Source organism: Formosimonas limnophila, assembly GCF_014652675.1.
In the GTDB taxonomy this organism is placed as follows: domain Bacteria; phylum Pseudomonadota; class Gammaproteobacteria; order Burkholderiales; family Burkholderiaceae; genus Hydromonas; species Hydromonas limnophila.
Genome location: NZ_BMZG01000013.1, coordinates 15,592 through 36,314, shown reverse-complemented (window position 1 = coordinate 36,314; position 20,723 = coordinate 15,592). Strand labels below are relative to the sequence as shown.

22 protein-coding genes, 2 pseudogenes and 1 riboswitch are annotated in these 20,723 nt (G+C 48.8%); of the genes and pseudogenes, 16 read left to right on the top strand and 8 right to left on the bottom strand.

Features of this window, described 5'->3' with window-relative positions; genetic code table 11:
* Positions 1–21: 21 nt before the first annotated feature.
* Positions 22–1,215 carry an efflux RND transporter periplasmic adaptor subunit gene (locus tag IE082_RS10360; protein WP_189493841.1) on the bottom strand — a complete coding sequence of 398 codons (1,194 nt, stop codon included), beginning with the start codon at positions 1,213–1,215 and terminating at the stop codon, positions 22–24.
* A gap of 98 nt (positions 1,216–1,313) precedes the next feature.
* Positions 1,314–2,882: a murein biosynthesis integral membrane protein MurJ gene (murJ, locus tag IE082_RS10355; protein ID WP_189493840.1), complete on the bottom strand. Its 1,569-nt coding sequence runs from the start codon at positions 2,880–2,882 to the stop codon at positions 1,314–1,316.
* 310 nt (positions 2,883–3,192) lie between these two features.
* On the opposite strand from murJ, the gene rpsT reads away from it, so the two are divergent.
* From rpsT to IE082_RS10335, 4 genes are all read left to right on the top strand, one after another.
* Positions 3,193–3,465 carry a 30S ribosomal protein S20 gene (rpsT, locus tag IE082_RS10350; protein WP_189493839.1) on the top strand — a complete coding sequence of 91 codons (273 nt, stop codon included), beginning with the start codon at positions 3,193–3,195 and terminating at the stop codon, positions 3,463–3,465.
* Positions 3,466–3,651: 186 nt separating this feature from the next.
* On the top strand, positions 3,652–4,071 hold the full coding sequence (locus IE082_RS10345) for an NfeD family protein (protein ID WP_189493838.1): 420 nt from the start codon (positions 3,652–3,654) through the stop codon (positions 4,069–4,071).
* Positions 4,072–4,100: 29 nt separating this feature from the next.
* On the top strand, positions 4,101–5,018 hold the full coding sequence (locus IE082_RS10340; protein WP_189493837.1) for an SPFH domain-containing protein: 918 nt from the start codon (positions 4,101–4,103) through the stop codon (positions 5,016–5,018).
* 92 nt (positions 5,019–5,110) lie between these two features.
* A complete protein-coding gene (locus IE082_RS10335) occupies positions 5,111–5,476 on the top strand; it encodes a 5-carboxymethyl-2-hydroxymuconate Delta-isomerase (RefSeq protein ID WP_189493836.1) in 366 nt (121 codons plus the stop codon).
* 63 nt (positions 5,477–5,539) lie between these two features.
* On the opposite strand, the gene recA is transcribed toward IE082_RS10335, so the two are convergent.
* The 3 genes from recA to IE082_RS10320 form a co-directional block, all read right to left on the bottom strand.
* Positions 5,540–6,667: a recombinase RecA gene (recA, locus tag IE082_RS10330; RefSeq protein ID WP_189493835.1), complete on the bottom strand. Its 1,128-nt coding sequence runs from the start codon at positions 6,665–6,667 to the stop codon at positions 5,540–5,542.
* A 143-nt stretch (positions 6,668–6,810) separates the two neighbouring features.
* On the bottom strand, positions 6,811–7,179 hold the full coding sequence (locus IE082_RS10325) for an EF-hand domain-containing protein (RefSeq protein WP_189493846.1): 369 nt from the start codon (positions 7,177–7,179) through the stop codon (positions 6,811–6,813).
* 295 nt (positions 7,180–7,474) lie between these two features.
* Positions 7,475–8,464, bottom strand: a complete 990-nt coding sequence (locus IE082_RS10320) for an MBL fold metallo-hydrolase (protein ID WP_189493834.1) — start codon at positions 8,462–8,464, stop codon at positions 7,475–7,477.
* 335 nt (positions 8,465–8,799) lie between these two features.
* Between IE082_RS10320 and IE082_RS10315 the strand changes: the two genes are divergently transcribed.
* The 5 genes from IE082_RS10315 (at position 8,800) to IE082_RS10295 (ending at position 12,378) form a co-directional block, all read left to right on the top strand.
* Entirely contained in the window at positions 8,800–9,705 is a 906-nt protein-coding gene (locus tag IE082_RS10315; protein ID WP_189493833.1) for a LysR family transcriptional regulator, read from the top strand.
* 173 nt (positions 9,706–9,878) lie between these two features.
* On the top strand, positions 9,879–10,379 hold the full coding sequence (locus IE082_RS10310; RefSeq protein ID WP_189493832.1) for a DinB family protein: 501 nt from the start codon (positions 9,879–9,881) through the stop codon (positions 10,377–10,379).
* 3 nt (positions 10,380–10,382) lie between these two features.
* Complete coding sequence (locus IE082_RS10305; protein WP_189493831.1) at positions 10,383–10,922, top strand: DUF1415 domain-containing protein; 540 nt, start codon at positions 10,383–10,385, stop codon at positions 10,920–10,922.
* Positions 10,923–11,092: 170 nt separating this feature from the next.
* Positions 11,093–11,752 (top strand): YbhB/YbcL family Raf kinase inhibitor-like protein, encoded by a 660-nt coding sequence (locus tag IE082_RS10300; RefSeq protein WP_189493830.1) that lies wholly within the window; start codon positions 11,093–11,095, stop codon positions 11,750–11,752.
* Positions 11,698–12,378: an NAD(P)-dependent oxidoreductase gene (locus IE082_RS10295; RefSeq protein WP_308429030.1), complete on the top strand. Its 681-nt coding sequence runs from the start codon at positions 11,698–11,700 to the stop codon at positions 12,376–12,378. Before IE082_RS10300 ends, IE082_RS10295 begins: the two co-directional genes overlap by 55 nt.
* A gap of 341 nt (positions 12,379–12,719) precedes the next feature.
* Here IE082_RS10295 and IE082_RS10290 read toward each other — a convergent pair whose 3' ends face one another.
* Both IE082_RS10290 and IE082_RS11500 read right to left on the bottom strand, forming a co-directional pair.
* The gene (locus tag IE082_RS10290) at positions 12,720–13,001 is read right to left on the bottom strand and encodes a hypothetical protein (protein ID WP_189493828.1); all 282 of its coding nucleotides are present in this window, start codon (positions 12,999–13,001) and stop codon (positions 12,720–12,722) included.
* Between the two features lie 48 nt (positions 13,002–13,049).
* Positions 13,050–13,202 (bottom strand): annotated as a pseudogene (locus tag IE082_RS11500) (VIT domain-containing protein); the annotation flags it as partial.
* Positions 13,203–13,588: 386 nt separating this feature from the next.
* A riboswitch (glycine riboswitch) is annotated at positions 13,589–13,684 on the top strand.
* A gap of 230 nt (positions 13,685–13,914) precedes the next feature.
* Here IE082_RS11500 and glyA point away from each other — a divergent pair.
* The 7 genes and pseudogenes from glyA to IE082_RS11525 all read left to right on the top strand — a co-directional run bounded on the left by glyA (position 13,915) and on the right by IE082_RS11525 (position 19,513).
* Positions 13,915–15,162 carry a serine hydroxymethyltransferase gene (glyA, locus tag IE082_RS10280; protein ID WP_189493827.1) on the top strand — a complete coding sequence of 416 codons (1,248 nt, stop codon included), beginning with the start codon at positions 13,915–13,917 and terminating at the stop codon, positions 15,160–15,162.
* Positions 15,163–15,343: 181 nt separating this feature from the next.
* Positions 15,344–16,246 carry a class A beta-lactamase gene (gene bla, locus IE082_RS10275; protein WP_189493826.1) on the top strand — a complete coding sequence of 301 codons (903 nt, stop codon included), beginning with the start codon at positions 15,344–15,346 and terminating at the stop codon, positions 16,244–16,246.
* Positions 16,247–16,300: 54 nt separating this feature from the next.
* A complete protein-coding gene (locus IE082_RS10270; protein WP_189493825.1) occupies positions 16,301–17,086 on the top strand; it encodes an alkaline phytoceramidase in 786 nt (261 codons plus the stop codon).
* Positions 17,079–18,233: a bifunctional diaminohydroxyphosphoribosylaminopyrimidine deaminase/5-amino-6-(5-phosphoribosylamino)uracil reductase RibD gene (ribD, locus tag IE082_RS10265; protein WP_189493824.1), complete on the top strand. Its 1,155-nt coding sequence runs from the start codon at positions 17,079–17,081 to the stop codon at positions 18,231–18,233. The genes IE082_RS10270 and ribD overlap by 8 nt, the downstream gene beginning before the upstream one ends.
* Before the next feature lie 69 nt (positions 18,234–18,302).
* Positions 18,303–18,758 (top strand): SDR family oxidoreductase, encoded by a 456-nt coding sequence (locus IE082_RS11495; RefSeq protein WP_373295100.1) that lies wholly within the window; start codon positions 18,303–18,305, stop codon positions 18,756–18,758.
* Complete coding sequence (locus IE082_RS11490) at positions 18,671–19,060, top strand: SDR family oxidoreductase (RefSeq protein WP_373295099.1); 390 nt, start codon at positions 18,671–18,673, stop codon at positions 19,058–19,060. Before IE082_RS11495 ends, IE082_RS11490 begins: the two co-directional genes overlap by 88 nt.
* Positions 19,061–19,087: 27 nt before the next feature.
* Positions 19,088–19,513: pseudogene (locus IE082_RS11525) on the top strand (GFA family protein).
* A 78-nt stretch (positions 19,514–19,591) separates the two neighbouring features.
* On the opposite strand, the gene IE082_RS10250 reads toward IE082_RS11525, so the two are convergent.
* Positions 19,592–20,659 carry an aldo/keto reductase gene (locus IE082_RS10250; protein WP_189493823.1) on the bottom strand — a complete coding sequence of 356 codons (1,068 nt, stop codon included), beginning with the start codon at positions 20,657–20,659 and terminating at the stop codon, positions 19,592–19,594.
* Positions 20,660–20,723 lie beyond the last annotated feature (64 nt).

Genomic DNA, 20,723 nt, shown 5'->3' with positions numbered 1-20,723 from the left:
GACAGGCCTTGTGAGTAAGTTTTATTGGGCGGGTGCAGGAGTGATCGCTGCATCATTGAGAATATTGACGGAAACACCTTCTTTCAGCTCACCCAAATCCAATCGGATGACCGTGTCATTCGCCGCCAAACCCGATGTGATTTCAACCGCCGCATCTATCGCATCACTGGCACGCGTACCAATTGTGACAAACTGCTTAACCAACTTGCCATCAGCAACTTTATACACATAAACCTTACCCCCGACCGTGTGAAGTGCCGTCGCTGGCACAGACAAGGTATTCGGACTGGTCGATAAGACAATCTTACCTTGCGCAAACATGCCTGCCTTAAGCAGCCCTGTTGGGTTATCCACTCGAATATACACGAGGTAACTGCGCGAACCGCTTTGCGCCGCAGGATTGACCCGCTCAACCACACCATCAAATAGCTGAGCGATACCTGTCGCAGACAGCTGAACGGTTTGCCCTGCACGAATCATGCCTACCTGCTCTGCAGAAATGGGGGCTGCCAACTCGAAGCTGTCAATATTCACAATCACAAACATCGCTGTATCGCTGCCCACTGTGTCACCCTTTTGTGCCGAACTGCTTGCTACGTAGCCCGCGACAGGGGCGCGAATCACAGTTTCGGATGCGGATTGTTTGGCAATAACCAAGGCTTGTTTGGCATTGTCGAGCTGGGTCTGCGCCGCAGCCACGTTCACATTGAGTTTATCCAAGGCCATCTTTGAGATGAATTTCTCTTCGAATAGCTGTTGGTTGTTTTTATAGTCCTGTAAGGTCACATCGAATGAGCGCTGCGCCGAACTGACATTGGCCTGAGCTTGCGCTAACTGAGCCTGATAAGTCGTGTTAACTAACTCGGCTAAAACTTGATTGGCCTGCACGGCTTGACCTTCTCGCACCAAAACACGCGCCACCTCACCACTGGCACGCGGCCGCACAGTGGTTTGCACATACGGATTGAGCGAACCCGATAAAGGCAGAGTTTGCTCAAAAGTGCTGCCCCCCACAGACACCAGCTCGCCTTGTTTGATTTGCACCTCAGTCACAGGCGCTGGCTTGGCACGCGCCGCTTGAGTCAACGATTGATATAATCGCAGCGCAATCAGTGCAATCAATGCCAACAACAACACCCCCAAGGCAATTTTGAGCCAAGAGCGCGACGAAGCTTGTTCGGCTTTGGGCTTAAAGTAGGGATCAGAATCTGGCATAAAAAATCTCGTTTCTCACAAATTTGGTCAAACAAAAAACTCAAGTGCGTCATCGTAAAGCAGTTTCATGGATAAATCATGAGGCCACAAGCCAAGTATCAGCCCTTAGCCATCAATCTAAAATCCCGCACACGAAAGCCCAAAGCAAACAAAACAGCAAAGTAAACCAACGCACCAGCTCCAATCACAGAAAAAAGCACCGTAATTCGCTCGACTTTTGACTGCCAGCGTCCGTCAGCCACCAACGCTGTCCAATCAACCCAGCGCACCAAGCCATAAACAACCGCCGCCATAAACATCAGCGCGACAAGCAGCCGAACAAAAAAAACCAGCCAACCCTGATGTGCTGACAACGTACCACGCCGCACCAGTAAAGCGGCCAAAATACTGGCATTCAAACACGCCCCCAAGCCAATCGACAAAGCCAACCCCGCGTGCCCGAACAACGGTACAAAAATCAAATTCATGCCCTGCGTGGCCACCAGCACAAAAATCGCGATAAACACAGGGGTTTTGATGTCTTGCTTAGCGTAGTATGCACCGGCCAACACCTTGACACTAATAAGGCCAATTAAACCCACCGCATAGGCTGCTACAGCGCGCGACGTCATGGTGACATCATAAGCATTGAACTTACCGTAATGAAACAACGTGCTCGTCAAAGCCTCAGACATCAAGCCAAGTCCCACAGCTGCGGGCAACGCCAACAAGAACGTCAAGCGCAAGCCCCAACGCAACAAGTCGTTATACTCAGCCACATCATCTAAACTATGCGCCCGAGTCAAACTGGGCAACAAAATCGTTCCCAAGGCCACACCCAAAATCGCGGTCGGAAACTCCATCAGTCGGTCAGCATAGGTAATCCAAGACACCGCACCGTCGCCAAGTCTCGACGCCCAGTTGGTATTGATAATTAAACTCACCTGTGCGACAGACACCGCCAAAGTCGCAGGCAGCATCAGCTTGAGCACACGGCGCACACCCGCGTCCTTAAACGCCGATGATAAATCAAATGAGATTTTTGGCAACATGCCAATGCGTCTCAAAGCGGGTAACTGCCAAGCCAGCTGCACCGCACCGCCCACAAAAACACCGATGGCCATCGCCAAAATCGGCGGTTCCATGTGCGGTGACAACCAAAGCGCAGAGGCAATCAAGATTAAATTCAGTAGCACAGGCGTGAACGCTGGCGTCTTAAAGTCTTTCCACGTATTGAGAATCCCCGCCGCCAAAGCCGCCATGGACATAAAAATGATGTAAGGAAACATAATCTGTGTCATCAAGCTCGCTTGGTCATAACGCAATGAGCCCACTTCAATCCCACTGGCCATGATGAACATGACGCCACTGACCCCCACAATGCCCAGCAACGTCACCATGCTCACCACCCAGAACAGCATGGTCGCCACACGATCTACCAAACGCTTTGTCGCATCTTGGCCATCAATATTTTTACTCTGCGCCAAAATCGGTATAAATGCCTGCGAAAATGCCCCCTCGGCAAACAAACGACGCAACAAGTTCGGAATCCGAAACGCAATAAAAAACGCATCCGTGGTTGCACCAGCGCCAAAAATCCGCGCCATTAATGTTTCTCGCACCAAGCCCACAATGCGCGAGAGCAAAGTCATCCCGCCCACAGAGGCCAAAGTTTTTAATAGATTCATGAAATCACTTATTTAATCAAACAGCAAAGAGCACCACACAAAAATCATGGCAAAAAACCACAATTTTTCACAGCACAACCGACCACAAAACCAACGAAACGTAAAAGTCGTTGCGTCAATCGCCGAAAAATGGTATATTTTACAGCTATTTTCTTGAAACGCCCTTAATTTTTATGGCCTAAACGCCATTTAAACACACAAAGAGCCGCGAAAAAAGTGAGCCGCGCGTTTTGCGCAAAGCGCGTATTTCATCGCATCAAGAATCCAGAAAATCGATTTTCAATTCACAAGTATTAAGGAACCCTTAAAAATGGCAAATTCAGCTCAAGCTCGCAAACGCGCGCGTCAAGCCGTCAAACTCAACGCACACAACTCATCTTTGCGTTCGCAATACCGCACAGCAGTTAAATCTGTTCGTAAAGCTGTCACTGCTGGTGACAAAGTCGCTGCGGCCGCTGCATTACAAAGCGCGATGAAAATCATCGACTCAATCGCCGACAAAAAAATCGTTCACAAAAACAAAGCCGCTCGCCACAAGAGCCGCTTGAACGCCAATGTTAAAGCATTGGCATTGGCTGCGTAAGCGAGTCATGTTTGTTGAGCACGCAGTGCTCTACACAAAAAAAGCGAAACCGACGGGTTTCGCTTTTTTTTGCGCACCGTTCCGAAACAAACGGTTGTTTGAGAAAATATAGACCGAGGCCAAGCAAACACAGGCGGTCAATACAGTCTATAATCAAATCAGGATCCAAAGACACAGGAGAACGACATGTTCACATATGCTTGGTTAATCGTTGGGGCGATACTGCTCGCGGTTGAGCTGACCACAGGCACATTTTATTTACTGATGCTGGCTATCGCCACCATCCCAGCGTGGGTGGCAGATCGACTTGGCGCATCATTTTTCACGCAGTCACTGATTTACTTGGTCTGCGCTACAGTGCTTGTGTGGTTGGTGCGACGCTACCGTAAACAACTCAATCTTCAGCCCAACACCAAAACGCAAGTTGATGACTTGGATGCTGGCGCCATAGTTCAAGTGGTCAACTGGCAAGATGGTGTCGGCCATACCAGTTATCGCGGAACAAATTGGCAAGTCACACTAACCCACCCAACAGAGAAGCCCACAGAAGGTGCTTATCGGATTGTGCGTCTTGATGGCACACGATTGTTGGTTCAACCCATTTGAAACCCGTCTAATTAATCAAGGAGACTTCCATGGAATTCATTACATTCCCACTCATCATCCTCGTACTTGCCGTTGTTTTTGTCTTGCAAGCTGTCAAAGTCGTGCCACAACAAAATGCTTGGGTGCTTGAACGCTTTGGTAAATACAACCGAACGTTATTACCTGGCTTGAACATCATCATCCCATTCATTGACCGTGTCGCTTACCGCCACTCGCTCAAAGAAATCCCCATGGATGTACCGAGCCAAGTTTGCATCACCAAAGACAACACCCAACTGCAAGTAGACGGGGTGATTTACTTTCAAGTCACCGATCCGATGAAAGCATCTTACGGTTCGTCAAACTTTATCTTTGCCATCACACAGCTGGCTCAAACCAGTTTGCGTAGTGTCATCGGCCGCCTCGAGCTCGATAAAACTTTCGAAGAACGCGAAGTCATCAATGCTCAAGTGGTCAATGCTCTTGACGAAGCCGCCACCAACTGGGGGGTCAAAGTCTTGCGTTACGAAATCAAAGACCTCGTACCACCAGCGGCTATTTTGCACGCTATGCAGGCACAAATCACCGCCGAACGTGAAAAACGCGCATTGATTGCAGCTTCTGAAGGCCGTAAACAAGAGCAAATCAACATCGCCACAGGTGAGCGCGAAGCCTTCATCCAACGCTCAGAAGGTGAAAAACAAGCCGCCATCAACAAAGCTCAGGGTGAAGCCGCCGCGATTTTGTCCGTTGCCGAAGCCAATGCCTCAGCCCTGCGCCAAATCGGTGAAGCCACACAAGCGACTGGCGGCCAAACCGCGATGAACCTCAAAGTAGCCGAACAATACGTCCAAGCCTTCCAAAACATGGCCAGCAAAAACAATACATTGATTGTGCCTGCGAACATGGGCGATATTTCAACACTAATTGCCAGCGCCATGAAAATCGTCGAAACTCAAAAGCAATAAATCGGCTTTGCCGCAAACAAACATGCCGTAATAGTGATCAAAGGATCGCAGCCCATACGGGCTGCGATTTTTAAACAGAGAAACAAAACACCATGCCCACACTCACACTCGAATACACACCAAACCTGTCGTTCGACAAACAACACGTCCTCACTGAGCTAAATCGCACCCTAATCGACTCCAAACAATTCTCCGAAGCCGATATCAAAAGCCGTGCCATCTGCATGACAGACTTTATGATTGGGATCAGCACTGAACCTCGCGCCTTCGTCATCATTAAGCTCGGCTTACTTTCTGGCCGCAGCATCGAAACACGAGATGCCATCGCAGATGCATTGCTGAGCAGAACCCAAGCCTTGATTCCAGCGCCCAATGGCGTTCACACCCAGTACTGCATTGACCTCGTTGAGCATGAGCGCGAACGCTATCGAAAAGCGGTTGTCAGCCACCCTCATTAATCACATCCCCACGCAAAAAAGCCTGCGATGACCGCAGGCTTTTTAAATGCATTGAATCAAATACTACACAGGATCATCTTCAGCAGGCATTTCTTCTACTTTCGCTGCTTTGGTTGATTTTGACTTGGGCTCCTCTTTCAACGCACGCATCACAGCGCGTGATTTAACACCGAGGTGGTCTCGAACCAAATTCTCAATCTCGACCGACAATTCAGGATTTTGACGCAAGAACTCACGGGCGTTGTCGCGACCTTGTCCCACACGCTCTTTGCCATAGCTGTACCATGCGCCTGATTTATCCATGATTTTTGCTTCGACTGCCATATCAATGATTTCGCCTTCGCGCGAGATACCTTCACCGTAGATAATATCAAAAATCACTTCTTTGAATGGAGGAGCGACTTTGTTTTTAACGACTTTGACGCGAGTCTCATTACCGACAATTTCATCGCCTTTTTTCAACGAGCCAATGCGACGGATGTCCATGCGCACAGAGGCGTAGAACTTCAGGGCATTACCACCCGTGGTCGTCTCTGGCGAACCAAACATGACACCAATTTTCATACGGATTTGATTGATGAAAATCACAGTACAGTTACTGCGATTAATCGATGCGGTTAATTTACGTAATGCTTGGCTCATGAGACGTGCTTGTAAACCAGGTAACGAATCTCCCATATCGCCCTCAATCTCGGCACGCGGCACCAATGCCGCCACAGAGTCGACGACAATCAGGTCAATAGAGCCTGAACGCACCAAAGCATCAACGATTTCAAGCGCTTGCTCGCCTGTATCAGGCTGAGACACCAGCAACTCTGTCAAATTCACACCCAGCTTCTCGGCATACGCCACATCCAAAGCATGTTCGGCATCGACAAACGCACACGTTCCACCGAGTTTTTGCATTTCAGCAACCACATGCAAGGTGAGCGTGGTTTTACCAGATGACTCTGGACCATAAATCTCAATCACGCGTCCGCGCGGCAAACCACCCACGCCCAGCGCAACGTCCAACCCCAACGAACCAGTTGAGACCACTTGAACATCAGGCTTATCGGCTGAATCGCCCAAGCGCATAATGGAGCCTTTGCCAAATTGTTTTTCAATTTGCGCCAATGCGGCGGCCAATGCCTTGGCTTTTTCGTCACCAGTGTTTTGTTGAACTGCTGGTTTGCTATCGCCTCTTGCCATGATTTGGTATCCTTTTTCGATGAAGTTTTCGGGGGTTTTAACACATTATTAGAATCCGCACTCTAACATAAATCCATACAAAAAGCCCTTATCAGAAGAATTGTTCAGATAAGGGCTTGAAACAGCACCACGACAACTCACGCCTATGATTTTTTCTTGCGTGAACGCTCTTCTTTACTGAGCATACCGTCGCCATTGGTGTCTTTTTTGGCCAAACGTTTGTCCACCCCTTGTGCCGAATGAGCTTTGTATTCATCCCACGTAATCATGCCGTCTTTATTTTGGTCTGCGCCTTTTGCTACAGTCAGTTTTTTGCCTTTAATCTCATCCATGGTGACGCGACCATCACCGTTGACATCGGCTTTTTTGAATTTTTTCTCCGCTTTTTCATAAGATGCCGCCAACAATTCCTCTCGACTAAAGTTGCCATCCTTGTTGGTATCTGTCGATTTAGCCATCGCCACGCCACCGACAAAAATACCCACCACCAACATGCCTAAACGAATTTTCATAACTTTATCTCCTTATCAATTGTTTTTTAATACACAACTCTATTTTTCTGAACCATTTCAAGAAAATCTCATGGCACAGCGCAAAAAGTATAGCAATTAAAGGCGAGAGACTCAAGACGGACAATCAACTTTATACAGCTTCCTTTCAACACCGATGAATAGTTATAAAAAAACACGAGAAAAGGTGAAAACCCATTTTTCCCGTGTTTTTTAAGAACGAGAAGGTTGCGTGAGCAAACCCACAATGACTTAATCGCTATTAGAGCCCAATCAATAGGTTAAGGTTAGATATTTCTTATTTTTGGTGCGCCATCGTCAAGTCCTTGTAAGCGGCAGGAACATTCAACCTAGGGTTGACCCAGTCAAACAGCGCATAGCCACGAAAATCATCCATGCTCACCTGAGCGACAGTTTGCTCAAGCGTCAAACCTTTGTCAATCGCCGCTTGAACGCGAGATTTAATGGCAGCTAAGTAATCAATGTGCCACTTGATATCCGTTTTGCCCATCACAGGACCGTGACCTGGCACGACTCTGGCATCATCAGGTAAAAAATCGTAGACTTTTTGAAGCGTGCTGAGTGTCTCAACCAAATGACCGTCAAGCAGCCACGGCAATGCAGGCTTTGGCGCGATAATCGCATTGCCCGCCCACAAAATTTTATCGTTTTCATACCAGACAAATAAATCACCACCTGTTTGAGCAAAACCAAAGTCAATCACATCAACTCGCACACCACCCAAATCCAGCGTAATTTTACCGTTACTGCCCACCAAAACATCGGCATCTGTCGGGCGAATGTCTTCAATGCCACGGCCTTTACCAAAGTTTTGAATCATAAACTCTGTATCTGCTTTGAAATGCTGATGGATGTACATGCTGGTGTTGGCATGTTGAACAATTTTAACGCCTTTGGGCAAATACATATTGCCATAAGAATGATCCCCATGCGCACTGGTGTTCAAAGCGTAAAGAATCGGTTTTTTGGTTTGTTTGGCGATTAAATCCAATACTTGTTGACTCAAACGCTTATTGAGCATTGTCTCGATGAGCAACACCCCTTTTTCCCCAACAATGAAACCACCACTGGTGGCAACAGGCTTGCCTTGTTTGCTCAACTTAACAGCATCGTTTGCGTAATACGCAAAAATATTCGGTGCCAATTGCTCAGACTCAAGCACAACCTTATTACCATCCCAAACGGGTTCTTGTGCTTGGGCAACATGTGCTGTGAGCGCAAGAGTTGCAGCTGTGCTGAGCACGAGTTTAGTCAAAACATGTTTCATAAAAAATCCTTAGCATTCAAAAAAATTGATGACCACCCTACTTAAAAAACACAACAAAACAGCCGAAAAAATGCGAAATTAATATCTCTACCAAAGACCCATATTGAATTACAATCGTATTCCAATGAGCATCAAAATAAAAACACTGGCCATCCTTTTGATTTTATTGCGATTTTCATAATGCGCCACTTGATTAAGCTTTTTAACCCAAACCACTGACAAAACAGACTCGCACTTTTCAAGCTTTTTATCAAGCATGGTTTACATTATAAGAAGAAAGTATCGCCGAAACTTAAAATATTTTGCATTGAACAATCAAATAAATCGAACATACTATGAGTAAACTAAATTTAGATGCCATCTCCGTCATAGATGCCATTGACCGCTACGGCTCATTTTCAGCCGCTGCCGAACACTTATCCAAAGTACCTTCGGCCATATCATACACAGTGAACAAATTAGAAGAACAGTTGGGCATCTCACTGTTCGAACGCAACGGCTCCCGCGCATCACTCACGCCAGCAGGTTTAGAGCTGCTCCGTGAAGGACGGTTTTTACTGCGGGTTGCTCAGGACTTAGAAGGTCGTCTTCAAAGCATCGCCACAGGTTTTGAGTCTGAGCTTCGCATCTCCATTGATTCGATAGTCCCCATTGAAACGTTGATTCCACTCATCGCCACATTTGAAGCACTCAACTGTGGCACACGACTTCGTCTGAGCCATGAAGTCATGTCGGGAGCATGGGAAGCACTGCGAGACAATCGCGCGGATCTGATTATTGTTGGAGGTGAGGTTCACTCATGGGCACATAGTATGGGTTATCAAACCGCCACATTAGCCAGCATCCCTTTTGCCTTCTGCGTCGCCCCCACGCACACGCTCACACAGACGCAGCGAACGCTAACACCCAATGACCTGAGAGAACACACCGCCATCGTCGTGGCTGATAGCGCTCGCAGCCTCCCCACCAGAACAGCAAGGCTACTATCTGGACAAAAACACATCACAGTACCAAATATAGACTGCAAAATCGCCTTACAAATAGCGGGTTTAGGTCACGGATTCCTACCCCGTGCCACAGCACAAGCTGCACTCAATGACGGCAGCCTCGTCGAATTGCCTGTCGAACAAACCCGCGAAAACGAAACCCTATACCTCGCTTGGCGTAGTGCGACAGCAGGTCGGGCAATGGCATGGTGGCGTGAGCAATTCAAACAAATTTCGCCACAGCATTGGTTGTAATCGCGTTGGGCGTGTGGTCTTTAACGAAATTGAAACATTGTAACCACCGTCGCCCAAAAACCACACTCAAAACTTTTTTAAATACACCTCAAAGAGCTGCGACTTCCCAACACCGTCATTTGGGCTTAGAATCACAGCAACAAACAAGCCAACCACACCAAAAGGGGAATGCCATGACGGCCAACCTTGCCAAGACACCCGCACAATACAATCGCTGGATGAATAGGCGCTTATACGAGACATGCCGTGAACTCACGGATGAGCAATTAAGCGAAGACTGTGGTGCGTACTTCAAATCCATTATCGGCACACTCAATCACCTCTCCATCGACGACAGTGTTTGGATGGCGAGATTCACGAATCAGAGTAGTCCATATCAACAACTAAATGCCATCATTTACTCTGACTTCACAACACTCAAAATGGCACGTGAACGATTGGACGAAGAAATTGTATTGTGGGCAGACTCTGTCACACTAGAGCGTTTACAAACGACCCTGCATTACACCAGCGTGGTCAATCCACAGCCCAAAACCCTGAATATGGATATCGCTGTCACCCATTTCTTTAACCACCAAACCCATCACCGAGGCCAAGTCACCACACTGCTCTCGCAACGCGGCATCGACATGGGTGCGACCGATTTACCGTGGATGCCCACAGACAGTCTCTAAATCATGACCGACCAATCCATCATCGAAGCTACCGAAAAGTGGCTCACCCGCGCTGTCATCGGCCTAAACTTGTGCCCATTCGCCAAAGCTGTCCACACCAAGAAACAGATTCGTTATGTCGTCTGCCACGCGGACAATAAAGCAGACTTAGAGTTAGCACTTGCCCAAGAGCTCGCGCTGCTTGCCTCAACACCTACCCACGAAATTGACACGACATTGCTGATTCACCCCTTTGTATTGACTGATTTTTTTGATTACAACGATTTTTTGAGTGACACCGAAAGTCTGCTCACCCGCATGGAGTTGGATGGTGAGATTCAAATTGCCAGTTTTCATCCTGATTATCAATTCGCTGATGCGCCCCCAGACGACATTAGCCATTACACCAATCGTTCACCTTACCCCACTTTGCATCTGATACGCGAGGCGAGTATTGACCGCGCTGTGGCGGCCTATCCTGACGCGGCGGTGATTTATGAACGCAACATTGAGACATTAAATCAGCTGGGGTTGGATGGTTGGCGACGAATCATGAGCGAATAACACCCTTGCTCTCAGAGTGTTGTATCATGAGACAGGAGCGCCAATGATAATGGCGTAATCGCGATTACCAATAACCCATCTATTTCAAGAGACACTGAAAACCCAATAATTTACACCATTCAATTTGCTCTATAAAATACGTGACTCAAAAACCCCTAAAAAGCCCCACCATGAAACTTTACTCAGACAGCTTTCCCAATCAAGGCGTGATTCCTGCTGAATTTGCATTTGCAGTCATAGATGAAAAAACACGCGTCAAACTCTCAAGCAACAAAAATCCTCATCTGGCTTGGTCTGAAGCGCCCGCAGACACTCAGTCCTTTGCGATTTTGTGCGTTGATGCTGATGCGCCAACCGATGCGACAGACGTCAACCAAACAGACAGAGAAGTCCCCGCTGACTTACCGCGCACAGACTTCTCTCACTGGGTGCTCATCAATATCCCAGCGCACATCAATGAAATCACCGCAGGTCAGTTTTCACATGAAGTTACCCCGAAAGGCAAGGCAGGGCCTGTCATAGCAGGGCAAAAAGACTCGCTGATGCGTCATGGGATCAACGACTACACGCACTGGTTCGCAGGCGACCATGACATGGAAGGTGACTACTATGGCTACGACGGCCCATGTCCACCGTGGAATGACTCGGTCGTACACCGTTATACATTCACCGTGTATGCGCTTGACACGCTCGAGTTAGCGCTGCCTACCGATGGCAAGCTCAACATCGCGAGTGTCCAGCGCCGCATGGCTGATCATGTTTTAGACAGCGCCAGCTGGACTGGGGTGTACACACTCACACCTCGCTTGGCTGCAGCACTGGCGATCTAAGCCAAAAGAATCGTAAAATCGGGCTCGGTGCCATGGGCGCACCGATGGCGTCGCACCTGCTGCGCACATTCGGCTCGGTCAATGTTTATAACCGCACACACGCGAAAACCCTCTGGTGGTGCGAACAAAACATCGGTAGTCAAGCTTTTGACAACTTAGCAGAACTTGCCAAAGCCTCTGATGCAGTATTTTTGTGTATCGGCAATGACGATGATGTGCGTCACACTATACAAACCATGCTGCCACACCTCAAGCCAGCCAGTGTCATTGTTGACCACACCATCACTTCACGCGCTTTGGCACAAGAAATGGCGACATTGTGTGCGAATCATCAAGTCTCATTTCTCGACTGCCCCGTATCAGGCGGTCAAGCAGGTGCACAAAATGGTGTGTTGACCATCATGGCTGGTGGAGATGAAGCGACTTTTGAGCGAATCCACCCGTTTTTACAAGCGTTCTCCAAACACCAACAATACTTCGGTGTCAGCGGCAACGGCCAATCCGTCATTAAGTGTGTACACAAGTGCCTTGCCTGCGACGGCGAGCTTGGTCAGGCCATAGGTAGCCAAGCCGTCAGTGACGAGGATGACGAGATCGCTGTTGTCACTGGGTTTGAGTGCATCTAGTCGAGTCGCCCCGTCGTATGGCGTTTTTTGCAACAAGTCGAGCAAGCTGGACAGGTTATCTCGTGTAAGTGCGATGGTTTCGAGTGTCTCGACACGGTTGCGCACGAGGTGGACGGTAATGTTGGGTGTCACATTTTGATTGAGCAATTGATTCAAATACGCCTCAATGGCAGCAATGGCACGTGTGGTCTGTGCGTCGTTCGCTGAGGCGGATGCGATGCGTCCCAAAACACATCAATATGATTTGGCAAAACACGCGGCGCCTCGATGGCAATTTTGCTGGTGCCTATCGGTAACTGTGCGAGGACATAACGCTGGTTGCCACGCGTTTCAATGTGCCACTAATCGCTTATTTTTCTCGGAATACTAAAGGCAAGCCAATCTTTAGCGACGTAATTCTTCGCGCTGAATGTGAGGTTTTTGCCATTTGATTGAACATTTGGCAGGCCGCGAGTGGCAGTGACTTTTTGAGAGGAGCGCACGCTAAGAGCGAAGTTCTGAATACTGCTCGAGAAACTCATCGGTAGACGCAGTGCGTAATCATCACCACTGACCGTGAGCAATTGATCAATTGTGATTTGTACCGTGCGTGTGCCATTTGCGGGAATTGGGTAGACACGCAAGCGATAAACATTGCCCGCGTTTTTCTCTAATAAACCGGGGTCAAGGTTCTAACGGCGAATTTCTTCAAAGACCTCTTCCGCGCGGGCTTTCGGCACGGATGACGCTGAGCGCAATTTGCCATTGATGTCCAGAGCGAAGCCGCTCACATGCTGCTCGGGCAACAACGGAAATTCGAAACTTCCTTCAAGTTGACGGCTGTTCGGGTTTTTAGCACCACAATAACGACTGTTCGCGCATGATTGGCAAAACTTGGGGGCTCATACTCACGTCTTGCAGCACAATCGGCTGCATTTTTGCGTCATTGATAATGACCCGAGCAGGCGGTAAAAAAGGCGCATCCAGTGTCTGCGCCTGCGCAAAAGGCATAAGCAAACAAAAAAACAGCTGAAGCAATCAGTGTACGGCGCATGGTTTCTCCCACGAAATATCTTCACTTAAGGTATGAGCACAGGCTCGGTTGACAGGCTATTGTCTCAAACCAACAAAAATAGGGTATTTAAGAGCAAATCTAAAGCAATTATCAGGCAAACTTATCATTTCAACTAGCGGCTCAGGTTTGACAAAACCTGTCAAACCCCGTACATTATTGCATCCGTGCGGAGAGGTTCAGACCATGTATTTCACGACTGAACGCCGAAGGTGTAACCCACAAACTCTCAGGCAAAAGGACGCGCGGATGGCTTTGTTTTTCTGGAGAGCGGCAGCTTGGACTGCCCACCGAAGGGGCGTGGCGCTTGATGGTGGCCACACAATCTCTCAGGTATCAAGGACAGAAGGGAATATCTGCAAACTTGATACCGAATACTCCCTCATGATTTTTGCAGCGCGTTGCTTTTGACCCACCCAAGCAACGCGATTTGGTTTTTAAGTTCAATTCTATTCACCATTGATTTCATTCTTAAAGGACACACCATGTTTGACCGAACCAAGAACAACTTAAGCAACACCGACCCAGAGCTTTTAGCCGTCATTCAATTAGAAAACCAACGTCAACAAGACCACATCGAGCTCATCGCTTCCGAAAACTACACCAGCCCAGCGGTCATGGAAGCCCAAGGCTCACAACTGACCAACAAATACGCCGAAGGCTACCCAGGCAAACGCTACTATGGTGGTTGTGAACACGTGGACGTTGTTGAGCAACTCGCCATCGACCGTGTCAAACAACTGTTTGGTGCAGAAGCAGCAAACGTGCAACCCAACTCTGGCTCACAAGCGAACCAAGGTGTTTTTTTCGCCGTCCTTCAACCTGGCGACACCATCATGGGCATGAGTTTGGCCGAAGGTGGTCACCTCACGCACGGCATGAAACTAAACCAATCAGGCAAATGGTTCAACGTCGTCTCCTACGGCCTTGATGCCAACGAAGACATTGATTACGAAGCGATGGAAAAACTCGCACGTGAAACCAAACCCAAGCTCATCATCGCTGGTGCTTCGGCATTTGCATTAAAAATCGATTTTGAACGTTTCTCTAAAATAGCGAAAGAAGTCGGCGCGTATTTCATGGTGGATATGGCACATTACGCAGGCTTGATTGCGGCAGGTGTATACCCGAACCCTGTGCCCCACGCTGACTTCGTCACCACCACCACACACAAATCTCTGCGCGGCCCTCGCGGTGGTGTCATCCTCATGAAGGCCGAGCACGAAAAAGCGATTAACTCAGCGATTTTCCCAGGTATTCAAGGTGGCCCGCTCATGCACGTCATTGCTGGCAAAGCCGTCGCTTTCAAAGAAGCTTTAAGCCCAGAATTTAAAGCCTACCAAGAACAAGTGGTCAAAAATGCAAAAGTGCTCGCTGAAACATTGATTAAACGTGGCTTACGCATCGTTTCTGGTCGTACTGAATCACACGTGATGCTGGTTGACTTGCAGCCGAAAAATCTGACGGGTAAAGAAGCTGAGCGCATCCTAGGTTTAGCACACATGACCTGTAACAAAAATGCCATCCCGAACGACCCACAAACCCCATTCGTCACCAGCGGCATCCGTGTCGGCACACCCGCACTGACCACACGCGGATTCAAAGAGTTAGAAACCGAAAAAATCGCCAACCTCATCGCTGACGTACTAGACAACCCGACAGATGAAGCTATATTGGCTCGCGTACGTGATGAGGTAAAAGTGTTGACGGATGCATACCCGGTCTATCGCTAAAAAACGAGCACCATTCACTCAAAAACCAATGGTTTTGAAGAATAGCAAACCATGCATCGCTTTATTTTTGTCATCAAATCAAAGACATGCATGGTTTGCTTTATTTTTAGAATAAGGCTCCTTGGCTCAATCGACACACCCATCATTTCGCAAAGAACCCATAATTTTTAGGAAAATTGCCATGCTCGTTCAAAAAACCATAAAACCCTTCTTCATATTTATCGGGATTTGTGCAACACTTTTGTGCGCAGCCTGCACCACACAATCCACCCCCATACCTGCCTCAGTCTTAAGAGCGATAAAACAAGAAGAGCTAAAGCACAATGCACGAATTGGTGTGGTGGTCTTAAATCACGAGCGCCAAACTTTAATTGATTACAAGGGGAATGAACGTTTTCCAATGAACAGCACATTTAAAGCTTTTTTGTGTGCAGCGGTATTAAAAAAAGTGGATGAACACTCGTTATCACTTAACGAAGCAATTAAATTTGATAAACGTAATTTAATCACTTACTCGCCAGTCGTCGAAACCATATTATCAGGCACAACCAACCCTTCGGAACTGTGTAACGCCACATTAACATACAGTGACAATACAGCAGCCAACCTCCTACTTTCCAGCATTGGCGGACCTCTTGAGTTCAACCGCTTTATGCGTTCGATCAACGACCAAACGACGCGGCTTGATCGAAAAGAACCTGAATTAAATGAAGCCACACCTGGCGACTTACGAGACACTACAACACCTTTAGCAGCTGCAAAAAGCCTTCACTCAATACTCTTATCTGACGCCTTACAACCACTCTCAAAAACTCAACTCACGCAGTGGATGATGCAAAATAAAGTTGCAGATGCACTATTGAGAAAAGCCTTGCCAGAAAATTGGAAAATTGCCGACAGAACTGGGGCAGGAGGTCATGGCTCTAGATCAATCATCGCTGCGGTCTATCCTCCAGATCAAAAACCTATGATCATCGCGATATACATCACACAAACCAGCGCAAACACACAAGAGACCAATGATATCATTGCTAATATTGGGGACAGCATTTTTACAACCCACATAAACAAAGTAATCCAGTAGCTGCTGAGCTCAATCCTTGCATTTCTCACGCTACTCATCAACTATGAATGAAATATGACCATTTCAACTCGCACACTAAAATTGCTCATCATTTCCCTCACGCTCTTATCGTGCGTGGCGGTGATGTTTATTGCGCCTATTTCTCAGGATGCGGCCTACCATCATTTCGCAGACAAGAGAACGCTGATGATGATTCCGAATTTTTGGAATGTGGTGTCAAACCTCGGCTTCTTGATAGTGGGGATTTGTGGATTGTACCAACTATGGTTCACCCATTCATTGCGTTTGGTAACAGCAGTTAAGACTTCGTATATTGTATTTTTTGCTGGAGTCAGCTTAGTGGCTTTTGGATCTGCCTATTATCATCGGTTTCCATCAAATGTGACACTTGTTTGGGATCGATTACCGATGACCTTAGCATTTATGGCCTTGATGTCATTTTCGTTGGCCGAGTTTTTATCCATTACTTGGGGAAGAGTGGTTTTATGGCCGTTGTTGTTAATGGGTGTCATCTCTGTGGTTTATTGGTACTGGGGCGAGTTGCGCGGTTCTGGCGATTTACGATTTTATGCGTTAGTTCAGTTTCTTCCCATGATTTTATTACTAGTCTTATTTACATTTGGACACCGAGTATTCAAAGATAACTCTGGATATTGGTGGCTGTTACTCGCATATTTGCTGGCAAAAGTAGCAGAGCACTTTGACATTCAAATTGATCAATGGACGTCTGGTTTGATGGCTGGTCATGCATTAAAGCATATATTTTCAGCATCTGGCCTATGGTTATTGCTACGTTGCTTTACAAAACGTACAGAAGCAATGAGCAAGACGCATGGATGATTTTTATTTAAATCGGTCTCTTATTTTAGCGGAGCAAGCCATTAGCTTATCTTCACCCAATCCTCGTGTTGGGTGCGTATTGGTGAAAAATGGTCAGATCATCGGCGAAGGTCATACACAAGCCGCAGGCTCTGCACACGCCGAAGTCATGGCCATACGCAACGCGACCGAACGCGGACTTGATGCAACAGGTTGTACCGTCTATGTGACACTCGAGCCGTGCAGTCACTTTGGCCGAACGCCGCCCTGCGTCAACGCACTAAAGTCAATCCAACCCGCGCGTGTGGTGGTGGCGTTGCTTGATGTGAATCCGCAGGTGTCGGGGCAAGGCGTTTCGGCGTTGCGCTCGGCGGGCATGCTTGTGGATGTGTTGCCTTCGTCTCACCCTATCGCCGTCGCCACACATGAGTTGAACATCGGTTTCATCGAACGCATGACGCGTGGCAAAGTGTACACACGCCTAAAAACTGCAGCCAGCTTGGATGGTAAAACCGCATTGCCCGATGGTCACAGCCAGTGGATTACCAGTGATGCAGCACGCACGGATGGCCACAGGTGGCGCGCGCGTGCAGACGTCATCGTCACGGGCATCGGTACAGTGCTGCACGACAATCCGCAGATGAACGTACGTGGCGCGCGCGTCGCGCACCCACCGATGAAATGCGTGCTCGATAGCTACGCGCGCACGCCACTGAATGCGCGGCTATTTGAGGATGATGCGTCAGTGTGCGTGGTGTGTGCAGATTTAGATGAGTCACACGATGAGCACGCGGGGCAATCGGCGCGATTGGCTGCGTTATGCGCCGCTCACACTGCTGTGCGCATTGTGCGAGTGCCGATGTTGAATGGACGTGTTGATTTGGCGGCGCTGTGGGTGTATTTTCATGAGCAATCATTTAACGAAATTCACGTTGAGGCGGGTGGTGTGCTCAATGCGGCATTGTTATCTGCGAGGCTGATTGATGAGTTACTCATTTACCAAGCACCGCGGGTTGTGGGTGCTGGTTTACCGATGGCTGATTTCGGTGATGCGTTGATTTTAGACGACTTGCAGAAAAAACCAAACTGGCAATGGTTGGATGTGGTGCGTTTGGGTGAAGATGTTCGGTTGCGTTTGCGTAAAACACAACACCATAATGAAACGTGAATCATCCTGCTCATAAATACAATCCAAACACACCACTTTCATCTGCAACAAACAACCAAAGAAGCGCACATGAACCTGAACCTCACCGATAAAGTCGCTATCATCACTGGCGCGAGTCGCGGCATTGGCCGAGCGATTGCACAGAGATTATCCGCTGAGGGCATGAAATTAGTGATTGCGGCGCGCACGGATTCATTACTCGATGAAGTGGCACAATCATGCGCGACGGAGGTTTTGCCCGTGGCCCTCGATTTACGTGAAGCGACTGCGGCGCAGAATTTGATTGACCGCGCAGTGGCGTATTTTGGCGGCGTGGATGTATTGGTGAATAATGCAGGTGCGACCAAACGCGGTGAATTTCTCACACTGTCAGAAGATGACTGGACGGATGGTTTTGTTTCAGCAGTGTGTGCTGCGCTCGCGCAGCGTGGCCGCATTTGCAAACGCGTCATGGTGCCATCATTAACATCATCGGCGTCGGCGGGCGCACAGGCAGTGCGGAGTTCGCCATCGGTGGCTCAGTAAATGCGGCATTGATGAATTTGACCAAAGTGCTCGCGGATAAAGGCTTAGCAGAGGGCGTGAAAGTCAACGCCATCAACCCAGGCTCCATTGCCACCGAACGACTCCAAACCCGCATCGCCAACGTCGCCGCAGAGCAAAACCTATCGCCCGAAACCGCAGCCACAAGAATGGCGAGCAAACTCGGCGTCGCACGCTTCGGCACACCCGACGAAATTGCGCGCGCCATGGCATATCTCGCAGCATCGAGCTACTGCCAAGGCGCGGTACTGGATGTCGACGGTGGGCAGACACGCACGTTGTAACGTCTTGTGCATCTATAAAACCACGGTATGAAGGAGAAAATCATGTCGAATGCCACACTCAAAGGCGGCTGTCAATGCGGCCACATACGTTATCAGCTCACAGGCGAGCCACTCATGACCGCACTGTGCCACTGCACCATGTGCCGTCGCGCAACTGCAGCACCTACAGTGGCGTAGGCCATGTTCATGCAAGAGCAGGGCGAATTCACGACACAATCACCAACACTTTATGTATCTTCTGACGAAGCCCGCCGCGGTTTCTGCCCACACTGCGGTACGCAGATTAGTTTCACGGCAGACTACATTTCAGGCTTGATTGACATAACCATCGGCAGCCTGGATGACCCGAGTCAACTGCCCCCGAGCTTTGACTACTGGGACTCAGAGTGTTTACCGTGGTTGAGCATTTCGGATGATTTACCACGCCACGCCGAGTTCCCGCCAATCGAATAAATAAGATTAGTCGCCCTCAAACAAAAACTCAAACTCTTGGCTGAATGACGTTACAGACACCTGCCAACGCTGCACCATTTACTGCGCTGGATCACGATGCACCCAACGAATCGCATCAATTGATTTAAGCAGCTCTTCTGATAGCGTCACTTCATGTGCATCAATGCATTCATCGAGCTGCGCGATGCTGGTCACGCCGATGATGGTGCTGGCGACTTTGGGTTGTTGGTAACAATACGCCAGTGCGAGCTGGCTCGGCGTGAGGTCGTTGTCACACGCGAGCTGGTTGTAGAGTTTCGCGATGTTGAGTGATTCGGGGCGTCCCCAGCGTTGGTTGCGCATCGAGGGAAATTTCGTCATGCGACCTTCAGCGGGTGCGCCGTCGCCTGTTAAACCCGACGCGTCGTATTTACCCGTGAGTAGGCCGAATGCGAGCGGTGAGTAAGCGAGTAGCGAGACGCCGAGGTGGTGCATGGTTTCGTCAAGGCCGTTTTCATAGCTGCGGTTAATCAGTGAATAGGGATTTTGTACCGTGCTGATGCGCGGTAGGTTGTGTTGCTCAGCGAGACGAACGAACTCGTGCACACCGTAGGGTGTTTCGTTTGACAATCCCACCGCTTTGACTTTGCCTGCTACGACAAGCTCGCCCAATGCGGCGAGCTGCTCGTGCATGGTGTCGGTCACGCGCGTGTCATCAGACGGATTGAAATAAATCCCGCCAAACATCGGTGCGGTGCGGCTCGGCCAATGAATCTGGTACAAATCAATCACCTCGGTTTGCAAGCGGCGCAGACTGCCTTCGCACGCGGCGATGATGTCGTTGCGCGTCAGCTCGGCGCTACCACCGCGTATCCACGGCATACCACGAGAAGGCCCTGCGACTTTAGTGGCGACTGTCCACTGCGCCCGCGCACTCGGATTGGCCGCGAAGTAGTTGCCAATGATAGTTTCAGTCGCGTTGAAGGTCTCGGCTTTCGGCGGCACGGCGTACATTTCGGCGGTGTCGAGAAAATCCACACCACGCGCCAATGAGTGAGCGAGGATGCGATGCGCATCGGCTTCGTTGACCTGCTCGCCAAAGGTCATGGTGCCGAGGCAAATCTTGGGGACAGCGATGTCGCTATGACCGAGTGTCGTTTTTTTCATGGGATTGGTTTTTCTTAAAGATGATAAAATTGGCTGATTCGTATTTGAAACTCTTGGAGATTTT